The organism is Duganella sp. GW821-FHT07F09, assembly GCF_059418705.1.
This window is the reverse complement of sequence record NZ_JBWKQJ010000003.1, coordinates 316729-333472: the sequence shown is the minus strand read 5'-3', so window position 1 is coordinate 333472 and position 16744 is coordinate 316729. Positions and strand designations below refer to the sequence as shown.

The 16744-nt window shown below is 59.5% G+C and carries 10 protein-coding genes; 4 read left to right on the top strand and 6 right to left on the bottom strand.

The window, feature by feature from the left end; all coding sequences use genetic code 11:
• Positions 1-185 precede the first annotated feature (185 nt).
• The 4 genes from AC07P1_RS09970 to AC07P1_RS09955 are packed head-to-tail and all read left to right on the top strand — an operon-like array spanning position 186 to position 8016.
• On the top strand, positions 186-3032 hold the full coding sequence (locus AC07P1_RS09970; protein WP_494695642.1) for a type VI secretion system Vgr family protein: 2847 nt from the start codon (positions 186-188) through the stop codon (positions 3030-3032).
• On the top strand, positions 3022-3990 hold the full coding sequence (locus AC07P1_RS09965; RefSeq protein ID WP_494695641.1) for a hypothetical protein: 969 nt from the start codon (positions 3022-3024) through the stop codon (positions 3988-3990). The genes AC07P1_RS09970 and AC07P1_RS09965 overlap by 11 nt, the downstream gene beginning before the upstream one ends.
• A gap of 19 nt (positions 3991-4009) precedes the next feature.
• Entirely contained in the window at positions 4010-7018 is a 3009-nt protein-coding gene (locus AC07P1_RS09960; RefSeq protein ID WP_494695640.1) for a T6SS effector BTH_I2691 family protein, read from the top strand.
• A gap of 41 nt (positions 7019-7059) precedes the next feature.
• The gene (locus AC07P1_RS09955) at positions 7060-8016 is read left to right on the top strand and encodes a DUF6708 domain-containing protein (protein WP_494695639.1); all 957 of its coding nucleotides are present in this window, start codon (positions 7060-7062) and stop codon (positions 8014-8016) included.
• 1237 nt (positions 8017-9253) lie between these two features.
• On the opposite strand, the gene AC07P1_RS09950 is transcribed toward AC07P1_RS09955, so the two are convergent.
• The 6 genes from AC07P1_RS09950 to AC07P1_RS09925 are packed head-to-tail and all read right to left on the bottom strand — an operon-like array spanning position 9254 to position 16574.
• Complete coding sequence (locus AC07P1_RS09950; RefSeq protein ID WP_494695638.1) at positions 9254-11266, bottom strand: phospholipase effector Tle1 domain-containing protein; 2013 nt, start codon at positions 11264-11266, stop codon at positions 9254-9256.
• The gene (locus tag AC07P1_RS09945; protein WP_494695637.1) at positions 11256-11744 is read right to left on the bottom strand and encodes a hypothetical protein; all 489 of its coding nucleotides are present in this window, start codon (positions 11742-11744) and stop codon (positions 11256-11258) included. The genes AC07P1_RS09950 and AC07P1_RS09945 overlap by 11 nt, the downstream gene beginning before the upstream one ends.
• A gap of 51 nt (positions 11745-11795) precedes the next feature.
• On the bottom strand, positions 11796-12683 hold the full coding sequence (locus tag AC07P1_RS09940; RefSeq protein WP_494695636.1) for a DUF4123 domain-containing protein: 888 nt from the start codon (positions 12681-12683) through the stop codon (positions 11796-11798).
• Between the two features lie 2 nt (positions 12684-12685).
• Positions 12686-12898: a hypothetical protein gene (locus AC07P1_RS09935; RefSeq protein WP_494695635.1), complete on the bottom strand. Its 213-nt coding sequence runs from the start codon at positions 12896-12898 to the stop codon at positions 12686-12688.
• Positions 12899-12900: 2 nt separating this feature from the next.
• A complete protein-coding gene (locus AC07P1_RS09930; RefSeq protein WP_494695634.1) occupies positions 12901-15756 on the bottom strand; it encodes a type VI secretion system Vgr family protein in 2856 nt (951 codons plus the stop codon).
• Positions 15753-16574 (bottom strand): hypothetical protein, encoded by an 822-nt coding sequence (locus tag AC07P1_RS09925; RefSeq protein WP_494695633.1) that lies wholly within the window; start codon positions 16572-16574, stop codon positions 15753-15755. The genes AC07P1_RS09930 and AC07P1_RS09925 overlap by 4 nt, the downstream gene beginning before the upstream one ends.
• Positions 16575-16744: the final 170 nt, after the last annotated feature.

Here is a 16744-nt window from a genome sequence, read left to right as displayed (position 1 = left end):
GATGGAAAAGCTGGGCAACGCCTGGAGCCCTCATTGATGGTTTGACAAGACCCGCATCCCGCGCTTCCACCTTCTTCAATCGAATCGCTCTTGTCAAACAGTAATTTCTAGGGTGTAATCTTGCATGGATTATATCTAGCCCGGCGTTGGAGGTACCAGCGCGGCATATCTGGAGTAGAAGTAACATGTCAGAACCGGTTTCGTCGCAAAACAGCTCGTCCTCTCCATCTGCACTGCTCGCCGGTTTCTCGCAAAGCACTCGGATACTCAAACTCACCACGCCCCTCGGCGCCGACGTGCTGCTGGCCGAGTGCGTGCGCGGCGAGGAAGGTATCGGCATCGGCTTCAGCTTCAAGATCGCAGCGCTGTCGACCGACGCCGCCATTTCGCTCAAGTCGCTGATCGGCCAGCCGGTGCTACTGGAGCTGATGACGGCCGCCAGCCGCGACCAGTTGCGCCCGTTCCACGGCCACGTCACAGCCATCGACATGGCCGGCGCCAACGGCGGCTTCGCCCGCTACAACCTCACCGTCGAACCCTGGACTGCCTTCCTCGCGCGCGGACGCGACAGCCGCATCTTCCAGGACATGACGGTGTTCGACATCCTCGACACCATTTTTAAGGCCTACCAAGGCCAGGGCAAGCTGGCGCCGGCGTGGCGCTTCGACATCCTCGACCGCGCCGTCTACCCAAAGCGCAGCATCACCACCCAATACCAGGAAAGCGACCTCGCCTTCGCCCGGCGCCTGATGCGCGAGGAAGGCCTGTTCGATTACTTCGAGCACAGCGGCGACGCCGCCAGCCCGGGTCTGGGCAGCCACACCATGGTTATCGCCGACCACAACGGCAGCTTCAAGCCCAACGCGCAGGCCAGCATCGCCTTCAGCCAGCCCGGCGCGACCATGCGGGAGGACACGCTGGACCGCTGGCGCAACGAGCTGCGCCTGCAAACCAACGCCATCGAACTGAGCAGCTGGGATTATCGCTCGCTCGACACCCGTCCGGTCGGCGCCGCCAGCGCGGACGGCGGCGACGGCGCCCCGCTGGTCAGCCGTGATGCGCCCGGCGCCTACGCCTACCAGTCGCGCGAACAAGGCCAGCGTATCGCCGACAACCAGTTGCAGGCGTTCGAGGCCAGCAAGGAGATCCACGTCGGCGCCGGCACCGTGCGCACGCTCGCGCCGGGAACCACCTTCGCCCTCACCGGCCAGGCCCAGTTCGATCTGGCCGGCAACGACGACGAGCGCAGCTTTCTGGTGGTGCGCACCGTGCATCTGATGCACAACAATCTCAGCGCCGACCTGAAGTCGAGCCTGATGCAGCGGCTCGGCCAGGGATTGCTTGACGCCTTGATCGGCGAGGAGGAAAAGACCAGCCTGCATGCGGTGGGCAAAGCCATGGGCGAGCGACCTTTGTACCGCAACCGCATCGACGCCATCCGCAGCAACATCCCTTACCGTTCCAGCGGCATCGACGCCCACGGCCAACTGCTCCATCCGCGCCCGACCATCCACGGCCAGCAAACCGCCATCGTGGTCGGCCCGCCCGGCGCGCCGATCCACACGGACCGCGATCACCGCGTGAAGGTACAATTCCACTGGCAGCGGGGCGCGCAAAGCCACAGCCGCCTGGCGCATCCGATGCCCGACGGCCACACCGGCGCGCCCGGCGACGACCAAGCGGGGACGTGGGTGCGCGTGGCCACGCCGATGGCGCCGGTAGCCGGCGCCAACTGGGGCAGCAGCGCCCTGCCCCGTATCGGGCAGGAAGTACTGATCGACTTCCTGGAGGGGAACATCGATCGTCCTGTGGTGCTCGGCACCGTCTATAACGGACGCGGCCAGGCCGACGCCCAGCACAACCAGGTGGCCGGCGGCGCCGGCGTGGCGACCGGCAACGCGCCCGCGTGGTTCCCCGGCGAGGCCGGCGGACACGCACACCCGGCGGCGCTGTCTGGCATCAAGACGCAAGCGATCCAGTCCAGCCAGGGCGGCAGTGGCGCCTACAACCAGCTGGTGTTCGACGACAGCCCAGGGCAATCGCGCCTGGGTCTGCAGCGACATGCGACCGCGCACCAAGGCACGGCCGAGTTGAACCTCGGCCACCTGCTGCACCAGAGCGACAATCAGCGGCTGAAGGCGGCCGGCTTCGGCGCCGAGCTCAAGACCGAACACAGCATCGCGGTGCGCGCCGGCAAAGGCGTGCTGCTGTCGACCGACGCGCGCGGCAGCGCCACCGGCAGCCAGATGGATTCGAAGGAAGCCATCACGCAGCTGGAAAAGAGTTTTCAGCTGCAAACCGATTTGGTCGAGATGGCGCAGAAACATAATGCGAAGCTCAAGGACGAGGCGGCGCCGGCGGAATTGCTGTCGATCAAACAGGTGAAACATGTGGGCGAAGTCCTGAGTGGAACGGATGGCGGATCGTCCTCCGACTCCGGCGGCCAATCCGAAGCGCTCAAGGCGGCCGCATACACCGAGGCCCATGCGCAACTTTCGAGCCCGACCGGGATCGTGGCGGCGACGCCGGCCAACGCCCTGCTCGCCTCCGGCAAAACCGGCAATCTGAGCGCCGGCCACGACATCAACTTCGCGGCCCAGGGCAATACATTCCATGCGGTGGCGGCAGGCATCGGCCTATTCACTTATGGCAAGGCGACCAACGCTGAAAAGCCAAACAAGGAAATTGGTATTCGTTTGCACGCGGCCAGCGGCAAGGTCAGCGCTCAAAGCCAGTCGGACGAAACGAAACTCACTGCCGACAAAGCCGTGACCGTGACCAGCGCGGCGAAAAGCATCACTGCTAGCGCCAAGCAATATCTTGCGCTGACCTCCCAAGGTGCCAGCCTGAAGATGGAGGGCGGCAATATCATGCTTCACGGGCCGGGTACGATCACCTTTAAAGCAAGCAGCAAGGAGCTGACGGGGCCATCGAGCTCGTCCAGCGAGTTTAAGTTGCCAGCCGTCGGCAAGCTGGCTGAATGCTCATCAGCACAATCGGATGCCGCCACGGGGGGCACGAGTGCAATCTAAGCTCGCTCAGCTACGTGCGAGCATCGATCCTGTCACGCCGCTGTTTGTGCTGGTCGATCCCATGGTTGGCGAACCCCTGCCCGGCATCAGCGCGTCCGGCTCTGGATCAGCGGCGACAGATCAGCGCATGCAGGGTTGGGGGCGCGACATTGTCCCGGTGGAGCTTGCAAAGAGCATTGCGCTGCCCGCGCATCAACATCCTTACCTGATTCAACTACATGGGCCGGACGATCCGCTGCTGGAGGTGACACTCGCCATCGCCGAAGAAGAGCGCCTCTCGTCGCAGTCAGGCGGGCTCGATGGAACAGGCCGCTCAGCCCATCGCATCGGCGGTTGGCTGCAAAGCAGCATGCGCTGGCCAGAGCTCGGTGCGCTTGTTGCGGAAATGTGCCGAGTCAACACCGATGCGAACACCAAGGCGACTTACTTGCGCCTGGGCGATCGCCGGGTGCTTGATCTCTTATGCCACGTCGCCGGCCAAAGCCGTGTCGCCGCGCAATTCGGACGCCTTCAGAGCTGGACCTATTTGAAAGCCGATGGCGATCTGTGCCGTCTGCAATCGCCTGGCGAGCATCGCGAGCGACTACGCCTGGACGAGACTGAATGGCAAAGGATGCTTACCGGCGAAATGCTGCATCGAGCGATGGCCCACTACCTCGGAGAGACGACCTTTACCGATGTCATGATAGCGCCGCCGACCTACTCCTCCGCCGAAATGGCGCGCCTCCTCGTCGCGGATGCTGCGCTCCGATGGCCGCATCGTTTCAAGAGCGACGTCGATGACACCGTATGGGGTGCGCTGGCGATGTGGCGGCCATCGATGGCGAAGCTGCTGGCGATCCAAGAGCTGCTAGACGACCCAGGTTCGGAAAGCGAGCCTGCCGAGCCGGTGAGCTTTGTGCACCGCGACCTCATCACATTAATACAACAGGCGGAGAAAACCGCCCGATTTGATTGACCTAAGGATTTAGATACACATGGCCACGACTACCGGTTGCGATGTATGCAAAAAAAGCTCGCTCTCGCTGCTGCTGCTACGCCCTAGCCCCATCTCCAAAAGTCCGCTGCTGCGCGAACCCCGCTCGCAAGGCGTTGCTGCCGAATCGGCGTCGGTCGCCGGGCTGTTGCCCGCGCGCCTGCCAACCGAGGCCCGCTTCGGACTGCGCCTGCTGCGCGCAGGCTATGTGCACGTCTACATTCCCAACCCTCCACCCCGAATGACGCACTGGCGGGTCTACCGGGTGACCGAGCAGGCCGACATACTCCCGCAGGAACATGCGTTGTTTGACCAGCCGGACAAGCCCTTCGCCTGCGAGCGAGAGGTACACATCGCTACAGGCATGAAGGTATTGAATATCCCTCAAGCTGACAAAATCGCTGAGATCTGGATTGCGTACAGCGCCAACCTTTGGAACGACACGTTGCGCAAGAAAAACGGCGGTGATGCAACGGTGATGCAGCACGTCTCTTTGAGAGGGAACGGACCGAACACTTTCGCGCCAACCGCGCAAAAACTAAAGGCCCAAGTGCTCGAATGCGCGTTGCCCTCTTACACCATGGACGGCTCGACGGAGCAGGATTTTGCGTTTAATAGTTTGGCGCAGAGTGTTGATGAGTTGGCGGCTGGATTGACGGCTGCTGCTGCGAAGCATCCAAAAACCGCTGGTAAAGAGCTGGCGGTGGTTTTGCGCGATCCGGTAGGCATCGCTGCGGAACTCAATTCACTCAGGGTTCGACGCAATGAGCCTATCAAGAGGGAATTTAAGAAACCGGAGATTGTGCATCCACTCAATAGCTCCAATGTGGTTCTAGGACTAAAGAAATCCTACGTCGATGCTGCCGAAGCTGCTAGCTTCGAACAAGTCACGCCCGTTAGATCGCTAACTGAGTATAAGCAAACCAAATGGCCGCCCGGCACGACTTACCGAGAAATGACAGCAGACGAAGGTGCTGAGTTGCTGAAAGATCGCAGCGTGATTCTACCGATCAATAGGCGCATGCAAATTCGCAACAAAACAGACCCGATGGTATGGGTCTTTTTTCCCGATCACGAGGAACGGGCCCAGGAATGGACGAAGCGGAAGGCTGCGTCAAGCTGGTCCAAGTTCGCTAAATATCACGACGAAGAAGCGCGCTCGGCGTGGATAAACAACTTCGAAAAGCGCATGAAACAGGAGCATTACGACCCGCTTCGAAAAATGGAAGAAGATTGGTTCAGCGCCGCAGAAGATGCCCAGACGTTGACTTACTTCAAGCGCCATTTCGACCCGGATTCGAAAGTCTCTGCGTCAAAGCCCCCGCTCGACAGGGTCACTTACGCGCACGAAAGCCAGTTGATTCACGTGCCCGCGCCACTAAGCGCCGGCGCGATCACTGAGCGTTACGTTGCAATGCTCGAGAAGCCAATTACCGACGATGGCGCCATCGTGCTGCGCAAGTTTGTTTGCAACAAAAGTAGTATGATCGCCGATGCTCACGTGCAATTGACAGGCGATCCCGGCGCCGAAGGCATGCGTGACAAAACGTTCGATATACTGAAGGGATACAGCGAGCTCGCAAAATCAGGGCCTTACATGCAGTCGCACGGCTGGATCGGGCACGCTTTAGCGCTATATAGCGTGGGGCAGCTCAGCGCCTTGACGGGCGCTGCGCTATCACTTGCGGCAGACAATCCTGTAACGACCAAGGCCATCGCGAAGCTGCAAACTTTGGCGATTTTCCAGAGCATGTTGGAGACTGCAGTCGAGGCAGCATTAAAAGGAAGCGCGCCAAAGCTCCCTGTCCTAATCAAACTCAAGGTTGGTGCGGACGAGGCGCTGGCCATAATGGCAGCCCGCTCCGGTCAAAATCTCGGCACAAGTAAAAGCAGAATCAAGCAGCATCGCACTGCAGGAAGAATGGTAACGCTGACTTTGCTGACCGATACTGATGCGATTAAGGCGGTCAACGGTAACGTCTCAGACATCGCCCATAGCGCCACAAGCGGAACGGTGAAGCTTGGTAATGTTGCCACCACCGCTGCTGCTGCTGATGCAGTAGGTAAAGCACCAGTACTGTCCAAAGAAGCCTTCCTCACTCTCTACCAGCGGCAGGCGACCTTGGCAGGCAAAGCCACGAATTTAATTCGCGACGCACTGCCGGCCTTGAATCGAACCGCAACCGGCGCAAATTTTGTCGAGCTTTCGAAGACGCTCGACGCTAGACTCGCATTGGGAAGCATGGTGATCCAAGCCATAGGAATTTGGAACGGCATGGAGACCTTAAAAAAAGCAAAATCGGATAGCGCAACGCTTGACGCAACTTATGGCATTTTGGACAGTGTGGTTGGATTTAGTGGCGGCGCATTGCAAATGGTTACTATCTATGGGCAAATTCAATTGGCCCGAGGTGTGGGCCAAGAAGCGGCGGCCAATGCTGCTGCCAGAAGCATGGGCTTCGGAGCGCTGAGATTTCTAGGGAGTGTTACCGGCGTTGCCGGCGGCGGAATCAACTATGTCGCTTCGCTAAAGAAAAGCAAGGATCAGGAGGCTGCGGGAAACCTTACCGCCAGCAAGCTCTACTATTTTTCGGCGAACGCCTCCCTGGGAACGTTGGCGACTTCAGCAGTGTCTACCGCTGGTGTGGCAGCAGGAACACTGGTAGCCCGTGGAGCAACCGGGCAAATTGTCCGAACAATAGCCGTGCGCGCAGGCGCAAACGCTGTGTTGGCTACCATAGGTGGAATAGGTCTAACGGTCTCCGGAATTGGTCTTATTTTATTAGGTGCGAGCGTAGCTTTTCAAGTCGGCGCAATATTACTGACGCCCGACGACTTGCAGGAGTGGCTAGGAAAAAGCTATTTTGGACTTGATGGGGGTATTTTTATTACCGAGCAACGCGATGACATGTTTCCAAAAGGAAATTGGGACATCGAGAAAAAAGCTTTAGAAGAAGTAATTGCTAAGGTCACGCCACCAAAAAATGCAGGAGGTGAAGATTGCGAATAGTGCGTACGGTAATCTTTAGAATAAGAGTAGAGGAATAAATTTTGAATTCGATAAAAAACAAAAAAAATATATCAGGCGTCATCGAGGCATATAAAAAGGACGTGCCGGCTGCGCCGGCTGCCATCAGCTTCAATCTGATCAAAAACAAATTCTCAGAAGCGATTGAATATAAGGGAATCGTTGACGGAAACCGAGGTGTCGTAGCCTTCTTCGGTTTTCTGATCCTTATTGTTTTTGCATTTGCAATGGCACATCTGATATCTTACGAACGCGAAAGGAAGTATCCTTCGCTGTTCGACCTTTCCATGACCGTGTTCTTTGTAACTATATTCAGTACCTTTGCAGTGTACTTTTTCTTAAAGTGCATTCGCATGGAGCTCTTTCGACCCGAGGATGAGCCAATTATCTTCGACCGCAAGCATCGGAAGGTCTACAGAATTTTTCGGGAGATTGAACCGGGTTGGAGAGGGCTGCTGAAGAAATGGCCAGTCAAGGCAACGACCCATGATTGGAACCTAATTGATGCCGAACATCATGCAACTATTAATGCAGACGGTTCAACGATCAGCCGCATTCATACGTTGATATTCCTCGTTCGAAAGAGCAGCACTGATCCTACAATTGTCGACAGTTTCACTTTAGGAAATAGCATGGTGCACGGTGAGGTAACAGTGCCTGCAGTTTATGAGCACGTCAGAAAATTTATGGAGGAGAATGGCCCACATGTGCCAGTGGGAGACGCTTTGTCGAGCCATGAGAAACCTGCTACTTTGCTCAAATGTATGGCACGCACGGGCCCCTATGGCGATACGCTAAAGCAATGGTGGCGGAATGCGAAATATTTGACCATATTAGGATTTATTTTTTTCCCAATTACGTTTCCTATAGCGACGTTTGTTGGCTTTTTCTCATGGCTGAGCTATTTGACCGCTACGCCGATCGAATGGTCAAGCGAGGTCCGTGCGGCTGTCGGCCCAGCCGAACGAGCGGAGCTTTAAGAAAACGCAGAAACTCGTAAGGACACAGGGTCTCAAGACACCTAACAAATTGTTTGAAGAGTTAGGCTTAGCTCTACAAGAAATATCGTAGTTAGAAAGTTTCTGAGCGAAAGCAATTACGTGGTCATCGAAGGAATCGTCCAGAATCTGGAGATTTTAAGCAAAACGTCCAGTTCTTAAATAATTCGGGGCAGAGAAAGCGTACCGCTGGCATAGTTGCGACGATTCAAGCTGCCGCAGGAGAACCTGGTGCCGTTCACAGCGCCTATGCAGCAAGCGATTCTGGCGACCCTGTGGAAGGTTTCCGTATGCGACTAGGCGCACAAGCTGTCAGTGGAAATTTCTGACAAACAACATTCCAAGACGGTGACCAAGTACGGGCTGTGGGTACAGTGAACGGAAAGATTTTACATGCCGTAGCCGTCGTGAGAAACGTCGACAATGTGATCTGGATGCAGCCTCACTGCGAACGGGGTTCCGCCGCGCAAAAGAAACACCTGTTCAAATACTCTTTGGTGTTCGCAGTTGTAGTGTTCTTGGTCCAAGGCCTCCTGTTGCCAAACTCAGAGTATCCTTTGTGGCTCTTATTGGCGACGCCAAGCTCCGGAATAGCGTTAGTTTTGGCAGTAACTGTTGGTATGAGTTGGAACGATTTCATGTTTTTTGCAAGGGAGATGGACAAGGTGGGGGCAGCATTAGGGTTAGCGTCACCTGCCCAAATTGACCTATTTAAATCCACGAAAAAATCTCAGGCGCTAGGCAAGGCGTGCCCGCCCATGGGAGCTTATTATCTCTAAGGAAGCCATACCGACGACGTGACTTTAAAGATGTGTGGGAAAAATGCGCGGTTCGGGGAACTCGCCCACAATTTCGCTCGCCACGATAAATTTAGACACAGCTCACCTGGGCAGCGCATCGAGCGCGCCATAGTGCCAAGAGAGCGAGGCACCGTGCCTGTCGCTGTCAAAGTTCATTTCAACTTTCGGATCACATCCGGATAGTCGGCCAGTACTGTGCTTTCGGGCACCACATCCGCATAACGCTCATTCTCTTCCCAATAGCTCAGGCATGTCGTACAACGGTAAAGACGCGAGTGGAGCTCTAAATTGGTGGCTAACTGAGAAGGCCGACCGCCCGATTCCCAAAGATGCCGGCACGCGACACAACCTTTAGTTTGCCAAGTCGTTATGCTCATTAATGAGTAGCGATCCATATCATCGGAAGGTTGAAGACCACCCTACTGTCCCTTAACTGTACGCTTAATCCAGTTCATACCCCGGTCGTACAACCTCTCAGCCCCGTCCTCGATATCACCCATTTTCTTAGCCCCTGCAGCGGCCGCATCCCTGCCGGCCTTGGTTGTGGCGTTATAGGCGCCCTCCACCGCGTCGGATGCCTCCTGCGCTTTCCGTCGAGCATAGGCCGCAGCCTCCTGCGCCTGGTGCTGGGCTGCCTCGGCAGCGTCATTGGCAGCTTTGGCGGTGGCGTCATACGCCCGCTTGGCCGCTGCTGCCGCCTCATCGGCTTTTTGCCGCGCATAGTCGGCCGCTTCCCGCGCTTTGCGCTGAGTGTAGGCTGCCGCCTCCTCCGCTTTACGCTTGGTGTAAGCCGCTGCCTCTTCGGCCTTGCGCTGAGCCGCTTCGGCTGTGTCCTTCGCTGCCTTGGTGGTGGCGTCGACCGCTTCCCCCACCTGCTGTTTGCCGGAGTCGTAGGCGTCGCCAACCGTTTTGCTCACCGCATCGCTTTTGGCAACGACCCAATTACCCCATTCGGTCCAGACACTGACGTTCGATTCCCAAACGCCACGCGGTTTGAAGTAGCTGAACGGTTCGATGTTGCCGATGAAGTCGACCTTGGAGTCGTGGATGAACGTGGAGACGAAGTTCACCACGCCGTTGTTCGCCGGCTTATCCCAAGCGGACAATTGCCAGTCTTCGGGTTTAATATACTGAGCATAGCTATTGACGGCACTACCGCCAATCCGCAGCCATTCACCGGTTTTGGCCACTTCGCGGTAGCGGTCCACTTCCCAGGCCATTCCCTTGGGCCCCAACGACTTGAACGTACTCGCGGCACGGCTACGAGCGCCTGGAGTCTCGATACCTCGGCGATGTATGGTTCCACTGGCGCTGTAAAACACTTCGAGGTGGCGTTTCATCTGGTTTTCTACCGTCCCACTCATGGCGCCGCAGGCTGCCATATAGTCGCGATACGCAGCCTCCGTGGTTTCCAGACATTCAAATCGCTCCGTGAACATCGCATACGTCTTGGCCTCAATCTCCTTATAACTCTTCATCCTGACGCCGTTGAAAACGGCCTCGCGCATCATGTCGCGCATCGGAATTCGAGCGTAATTATTCTTGATGCCTTGGTCGTCCGCAGCATAACCGCCGCCGACATCGGAGTGGACGCCCGGATAAACGTTCTCCACCCACTCGCCGGCCAGCTTCCCGTTTTTCCTGATCAGATCCACCGGGAATGCGACGCGCACCTCGTGCGCCGCTATATAGTGAACACAACGTTCTATCAACGGCGAAACGACCAGCTCACGATCACGGAAAGGTAGCTGGACATTGTGCGCAGGAAGTCCGAAAGACGCGACGGTGTCGAAGATGCCGAGGAAGCTGGGGCGCATCGGATAATTTTCGAGCAACAGGTCATTGCCGCTTTTCTTACAGTTCGTGATGATGCGATGGGAAAACGCCCTGGCTAGCGCTGCGCCGCGCGAGAAACCGAAGAAGGACATGTCGATCATTTTGATCAGACGATGTTTTGCCAGGGCTTCGTGGACCTGCGCCATGCCTTTGGCGCTAGCGGCGGCGGCATATTTTTCCACCTCAAGGCCTTGCGCTTTCGCCTGCACAAGAAGCGCATCGAACATGCGTTGGTTGACAGCGTCCTCGCCCTGCCGAAGCCTGCGCTCGCCACCACCACCAAAGCCCAAGCCTTCGATGTGATCTTCAATCCACACCCCGGCGGAATCTAACCAATTGCCAGCCGTGCCATTGAATTTCGTACCCACGCCAGAGATGTAGACTGGATATACGTTGTCTTGCTGGCGCATCGCCATCAACAGACGTCCGACATTGCTCCATTTCTTGTCCGCGTTATCGGCCTCGCGATTGTTGCCGGTGCCATCAAAGAACAGACTGATATGCACAACATCGCGGCAGTCCTGGAATGGACCTGCCGGTTCATCGGGAACATCGCGGGAAGCAGCCGCTGCCGCAGGTATCGCTTCATTTGCCATGCCGATCGTCCATTTTTGCGGCTGCCTTTTCACCGCGCGCGGTTGCGCGGGGGAAGTGGGCCGAGGTTACGAGCTCAACTGTGTCGTCAGGATAAATGTGAACGGAGATAAACTTCGCACCGGGTACGATTTCGCTCTGGGTCAGCGCCAAAGCGTTTTTGTTCTGAACCGTTTCGCCGTTACGGGGCGTTCCTTTCGGTCCATCAAGCTTCCAGGTGACGACTTTGGGGCCCAGCGTCAACGCAAAGCCGGTTGTCGTGCTTTTGCCGGTCTCGGGATAGGCGCCAGACACCTCGTAGCCGACGCCATCCACATTCACCGCGAAAATCGGCCGATCCAAGTAGTTGAACAACACCAAATCCAGTACGACACGCATATCCTTAGCCTCGCAAGCGTTAAGTAAAAGAAAACCGCAAGCGGCCAGCATGATGTTGCGCCGCTTTGCTCCGGTAACTTCCGCCACTTTTGTTTTCAACATATTCCAATCCATTATTCAATGGGCCCGAGATCAGTGGCCCATGCGCACCGACTATTCGGGCATCAGACTCATCGCGGCGGCGAACCGCATCTCGCCGCTTTTCACCCGAGCCAACAGCGCTAACAGGTCTTTATCTTCCCGCAGCCGAGCGCCATAGATCAGCGACACGCAAACGTAATTCACCAAATCTTGCATGGTCTCCAGACCAATGTCCCGCGCCCCGGTCAAAGCCCTCGCCACATAGGAATAGTGCTCTTTCGGTGGAATGTCATTCAATAAGAATGGCTGATTCAAGTCGACATAAAACAGCACGTGATCGGGTAAGCTGGCCTCAACCAAGTCATCCACTTGTCCTTGCCCGAGCATCAATGGTTTTGTCAGGCGAACCGTGGGCGCCGCTCCGTCGATTTCGACGGAATGCTGCGTGCCGTCTCGGTCCCAATACCACCAACCAGACAAGCCGCCGAACAACATCTTGCGCTGTTCCTCATCGAGCACGGGACCTGGTACATGCAAGGTGGGGTCGTCCTTTTGGCCGATCAGCGTGCCGAGGATGGCCGGGTCCCAGAACGCGAAGAACATTTCGGTCCCGTCGGGCAAACGGATCTCGGCGAACTGTTTTAACTGCTCGAAAAGCAAATCGAACGGCAACCGACTGGCGACCACGGTCACACAAGGCTGGCGCTTGGCCGTTTGGCCGATCCACTCCCAAGCCCCGCCGCCCCGCGCGGGACTGGGCAGACCGACCAGATGGGGCGATTTTTCCGCCAGCGGACTGCCCTGCGTGGCGCCCAGCAGGCATTTCACCTCACCGCCAGCTGCCGTCAGCGCACCTGGCAAGGCACTGTTCTGTGCGCTGTCGGCGATGGCGTACCAGTTCCACTGGGGATGAGTTGAAGCCACCGTAGCCAGCGCATCGAGATGCGGATACTTTTCCATACTTACACCCACTTATTTATAAAGGCCGTGCGCTGCTTTGCGCGCTTGGCCAGACATTCGATGCACAGCTCCTGCGGCGGCGCCGGCGTCGGCTTCGCAATGCTGTCACCCTCGCCCGCAGCCACGTCCTTCTTGCCGAAGCCGAAAACCAATAACAGACAACCGGCGGCGCCCAATAGCACGCGCCGGGTAAGCCTTTTAGATGCCTGGATCACGCCTACGCCCCCTTGTTAATGAACGCGGTGCGCTGCGCGGCCCGCTTGGCCAGGCATTCGATACACACGGATTGCGGCAGAATCGGCAACTTATAGTTGACTTCTTGCCCGCCGGAGAAACTCTTCTTCGCCGCATGAATCGTAATCTTGCCCGGACACTGGATTGTGATATTGCCACCCGTGATGGTGATATTCGCCCCGCCCGCCGTCGACAGGCTGATGCTCTTGGCCGCAGCCCAGTCGATGTGCGCATTGGCGCTGACGATGTTGACGTCGTCGCGCGCCTGCACGTTGAGCACGTCTCCCTGCGCCTGCAGATCGATCACATCCTTGGCCGCGATCAGTTGCAGGCCCATGTTGTTCTCGCCGGCCTTGACGGCCCCGCTCAGCATGCCAATGGCTTGGCCGCTGTGCACGCGCATCTGCCCGCCGGTGGCGAACTGCGTGTCCTGCCCGCTCATCAAGGTGATGGTTTCGCCATTCGACAATTGCAGGTTCTGTCCCGCCAGCACGCCCAATCCCGCCTTGGCGGCGATGGCGATGATGGCGCCGCTGGTGTGCGGCAGCTTGTCGTCGGCCGGCGCGATCGGCTTGTCCGGCGCGTCGGCTTGTGCCGCTTCGATGCTGTCCTGGCTCAGCATGCCCGAGGCGGCCGTCAGCATCGCCTTCAACGGCGCGGCCTTGTCGTCGAGCTTGCTGGTGTCGGCCTTGGCCGCGCCCAGGTGGCTGGCGTACGCCACCGTCTCGTGCGTCTTGGCCGCGCCGCTGAAGGTTTCTCCGAGCTTGACGGCCTGCTTGAGCAGCGCCATGCCGGCAACGTTGTCGCCGGCCGGTTCGCGCGCGTCGGCCGCGTGCGTGATCTTGTAGCTCGACACCAGCAAGCCGGCGCCGGCGCGCACGGCGCCGTAGCCGTCGGTGCGTAGTTCCGCGCCGGTGCCGCGCAGGCTGCCGCGATAGTTGTCGGCCGCGTGGATCAGGTGGCCCAGGTTCAGTTCACTGGCCGCGTGGCTGCTCTTGAGCTGGATGCGGCCCTGGTTGTCGGTGTCGTCGAACAGCAGCTGGTTGTAGCCGGCGCCGCCGAACTCCTTGCTGCGGATGCCCCATTGCGCGGCGCTGTTGCGGTGGCCCGCGGTGTCGGCGGCCGCGCCGTGCCACAGCGGGCTGTTGCCGCCGGCGACGTTGCCCTGTCCGGAGACGCCGTGGTCGTGCGCCGACTGGAACACGGCGGTGTCGCTGTCGCGCTCGCTCTTGCCGCCCGGCGTGGGCGCCTGGCCGCCCTCGCCCTGGCCGTTGTACAACGCGCCGACGATGATCGGCCGGTCGATGTCGTTTTCGAGGAATTGCACCAGCACCTCCTGGCCGATGCGCGGCAGGAACTGGCTGCCCATGCCGCCGCCGGCCGAGCGCTGCGCCACGCGCACCCAGCAGGTGGCGCTGGCGTCCTGCTGCCAATGGTAGCGGATGCGCACCCGGCCCAGCTTGTCGCAATAGATCTCGTCGGCGCCGTTGGCGCTGCCTCCGCCGTCGACCCCGACGACGATGGCGCTCTGGCTGCCGTGCGCGGTCGGTTTCGGATGGTGGCGCAGGCCGTTCTCGCCCACCACCGGACGCCATGGCGTGTCGGCGGCGATCGCCTCGAAGTGGTTGGCGTAGCCGCTGTCGCTCGCCTGCGCGATGACGGCGGCGAAGTTCTCCGGCTGTTGACGCAGCGATTCCTCCAGCAATTCCGGTATCGGCCCGAACAGTTCCTCCAGGCCCTGCCTGGCCGGCGTCGGCAGGTTGTTCACGCCCACGCTGACTACGCGCAACACCACATAGGCCGCCTCGGCCTCGCCGCCGCCCAGCGGGCCTTGCGTCAACGTGAAACGGGTGCCGGGACGCAAGGTGCGCACCGTCGAGCGCGCATCCCACAGATGGCGGCGCGCTTCGTTGGCTTCCATTTGCAGCAAGGCGTAGCGTTGCGCCTGCCCGCCGTCGGCGAAGAAATACTGGCCGGGCGTGTCGTAGCTTTCCAGGATGGGCGCGTTGGCGCCGCCGACCGGCTGGTTGGTCGGCACGCTGGCGCTGACGGCGCTCTTGGCCTTGTAGTCGTAGCTCAAAACGGTGCTGAGCGCGGCGCGCAGGCTGCGGTGCGCGCGCAGCGCCTGGATGGTGTCGGCCGATTCGCCCACGCGCGCGCCGTGGAAGCGGATGCCGCCACCGGCCGCGCTGCTGGCGTCCTCGGGCGTGGCGCTGGTTTCGACGCTATTGGCGAACAGCACCATGCCGTGGCCTTCGCCGGTTTCCTCGAAGCGCCAGGCCAGGCCCTCTTCGGTCAGCAGCCGGGTGATGAAGTCGAAATCGGATTCGCGGTACTGGCAGCAATAGCTGCGCGCGCCGGCGGCGGCCATGAACGGCGCCGTCTCGTCGCTCCAGCGCCACACCGCCAGCGGCGCGTGCTCCTGGAACACCGCCTCGACGATCTCGATGACGGTTTTGTCTTGCCATACGCGGCTGTTGCGCACCTGGCCCAGGCGCCACAACCACGGCGTCAGGCGCAGGCGGTAGCGCGCCAGGCCGCCGAAGCTGCCCAGCATCGCCGCTTCGCTGACCAAGCCGCTAAAGCGGGCGCGCGTGCCATCGGCCAGGCTGGTTTCCAAGGTGGCCGGCTTGCCCAGCAAGGGCGCCAGTTCGATGTGGGCGTCGGTCGACAACGCGATGATGTCGCGCGCGCCGATCGCCTGCAAGCCCTCGTCGGCGGCGAAGGCCTCGACCATCAGGGCCGGGCCGTCGTCGCCCAAGCTGAGCGCATACAGCCGGGTGGCGCTGCTGAACTCCGCCAGCGCGCCGACAACCTGGTCCACCAAGGAAAAACTCATCGCGCCACCTTGCAGTCGCCGGTTTTGGTGCGGCCTTCGCAAATGCGTGCGCGGCACTCGGCAGCCTTGGTCTTGCCGAATTTTTTGCACTGGGCCAGTTGTTCTTTCAGGCTGAGCTTGGCTTTCTTGGGCGCCTCGGCCCGCTCGGCGGCCTGCGCATGCGCGACCAGGGCCGATAGCAGAGCGATATCGCTTTCCTGCTCCGGCGTGGTGGCCGGTTCGGCCGGGGCCTTTTTGGTTTCCTTGGGCGCAGGCTTGGGCTTGGGCTTGGGCACCGGCTTGGCCGCGCTTTTCGCTGGCGCGGGCGTGCCGGCGGACGGCGTCTCCAGCGCTTTGCTGAGCACATCGTGGCCGGGCTTGGCCGCCGCCGGTTCGCCGCCGGCGTTGAGCATTTCGCTCAGGCTTTCCTGCTTTTCGGGCGCCTGCTGGGCGGCCCGGTCGTCGTTGATGACCGCCGCCGGCGCCGCCGATGCCAGCACCTCGTCGGCCGACACCTCGGCAGCAGCGGCCGGAGCCGGCGCAGCAGTGGGAGCGGGAGCCGGCGGCAGATCCTTGCTGGCCGCCGCGACCGACGTCATCACTTCGCTGTGCGCACTCTCGCGCGTCACATAAGTGCCGATGCCCACCGCGATCCCCAGCAACCCCACGCCCAATCCCGCCCATGCCAGACGCGAGCGGCCGCGCTTGGCGGCCGGCTTGCCTGCGCCACTGCCGGACTCAAGCGTGGATAATATGCGGTTGCGGTCCGCCTCTTCCTGCTGCGCCGGGGTCAACAAGCTGGGCCGGGAGGGCTTGGGACTCTCATCTTTTCGTTGCAAAATACGAACTCCTGTCTGTTATTGCAATACTTTACTATATTCAACAGCGATGCGACGCATGTTAGAACGTTAACTGAACGCGCACTCAACATGCGCACAATTGAACCGAATAGTCATCACATTATCAGACTAGTAAGATATACTCTCAAGCAATAATTAATCTGGCAATA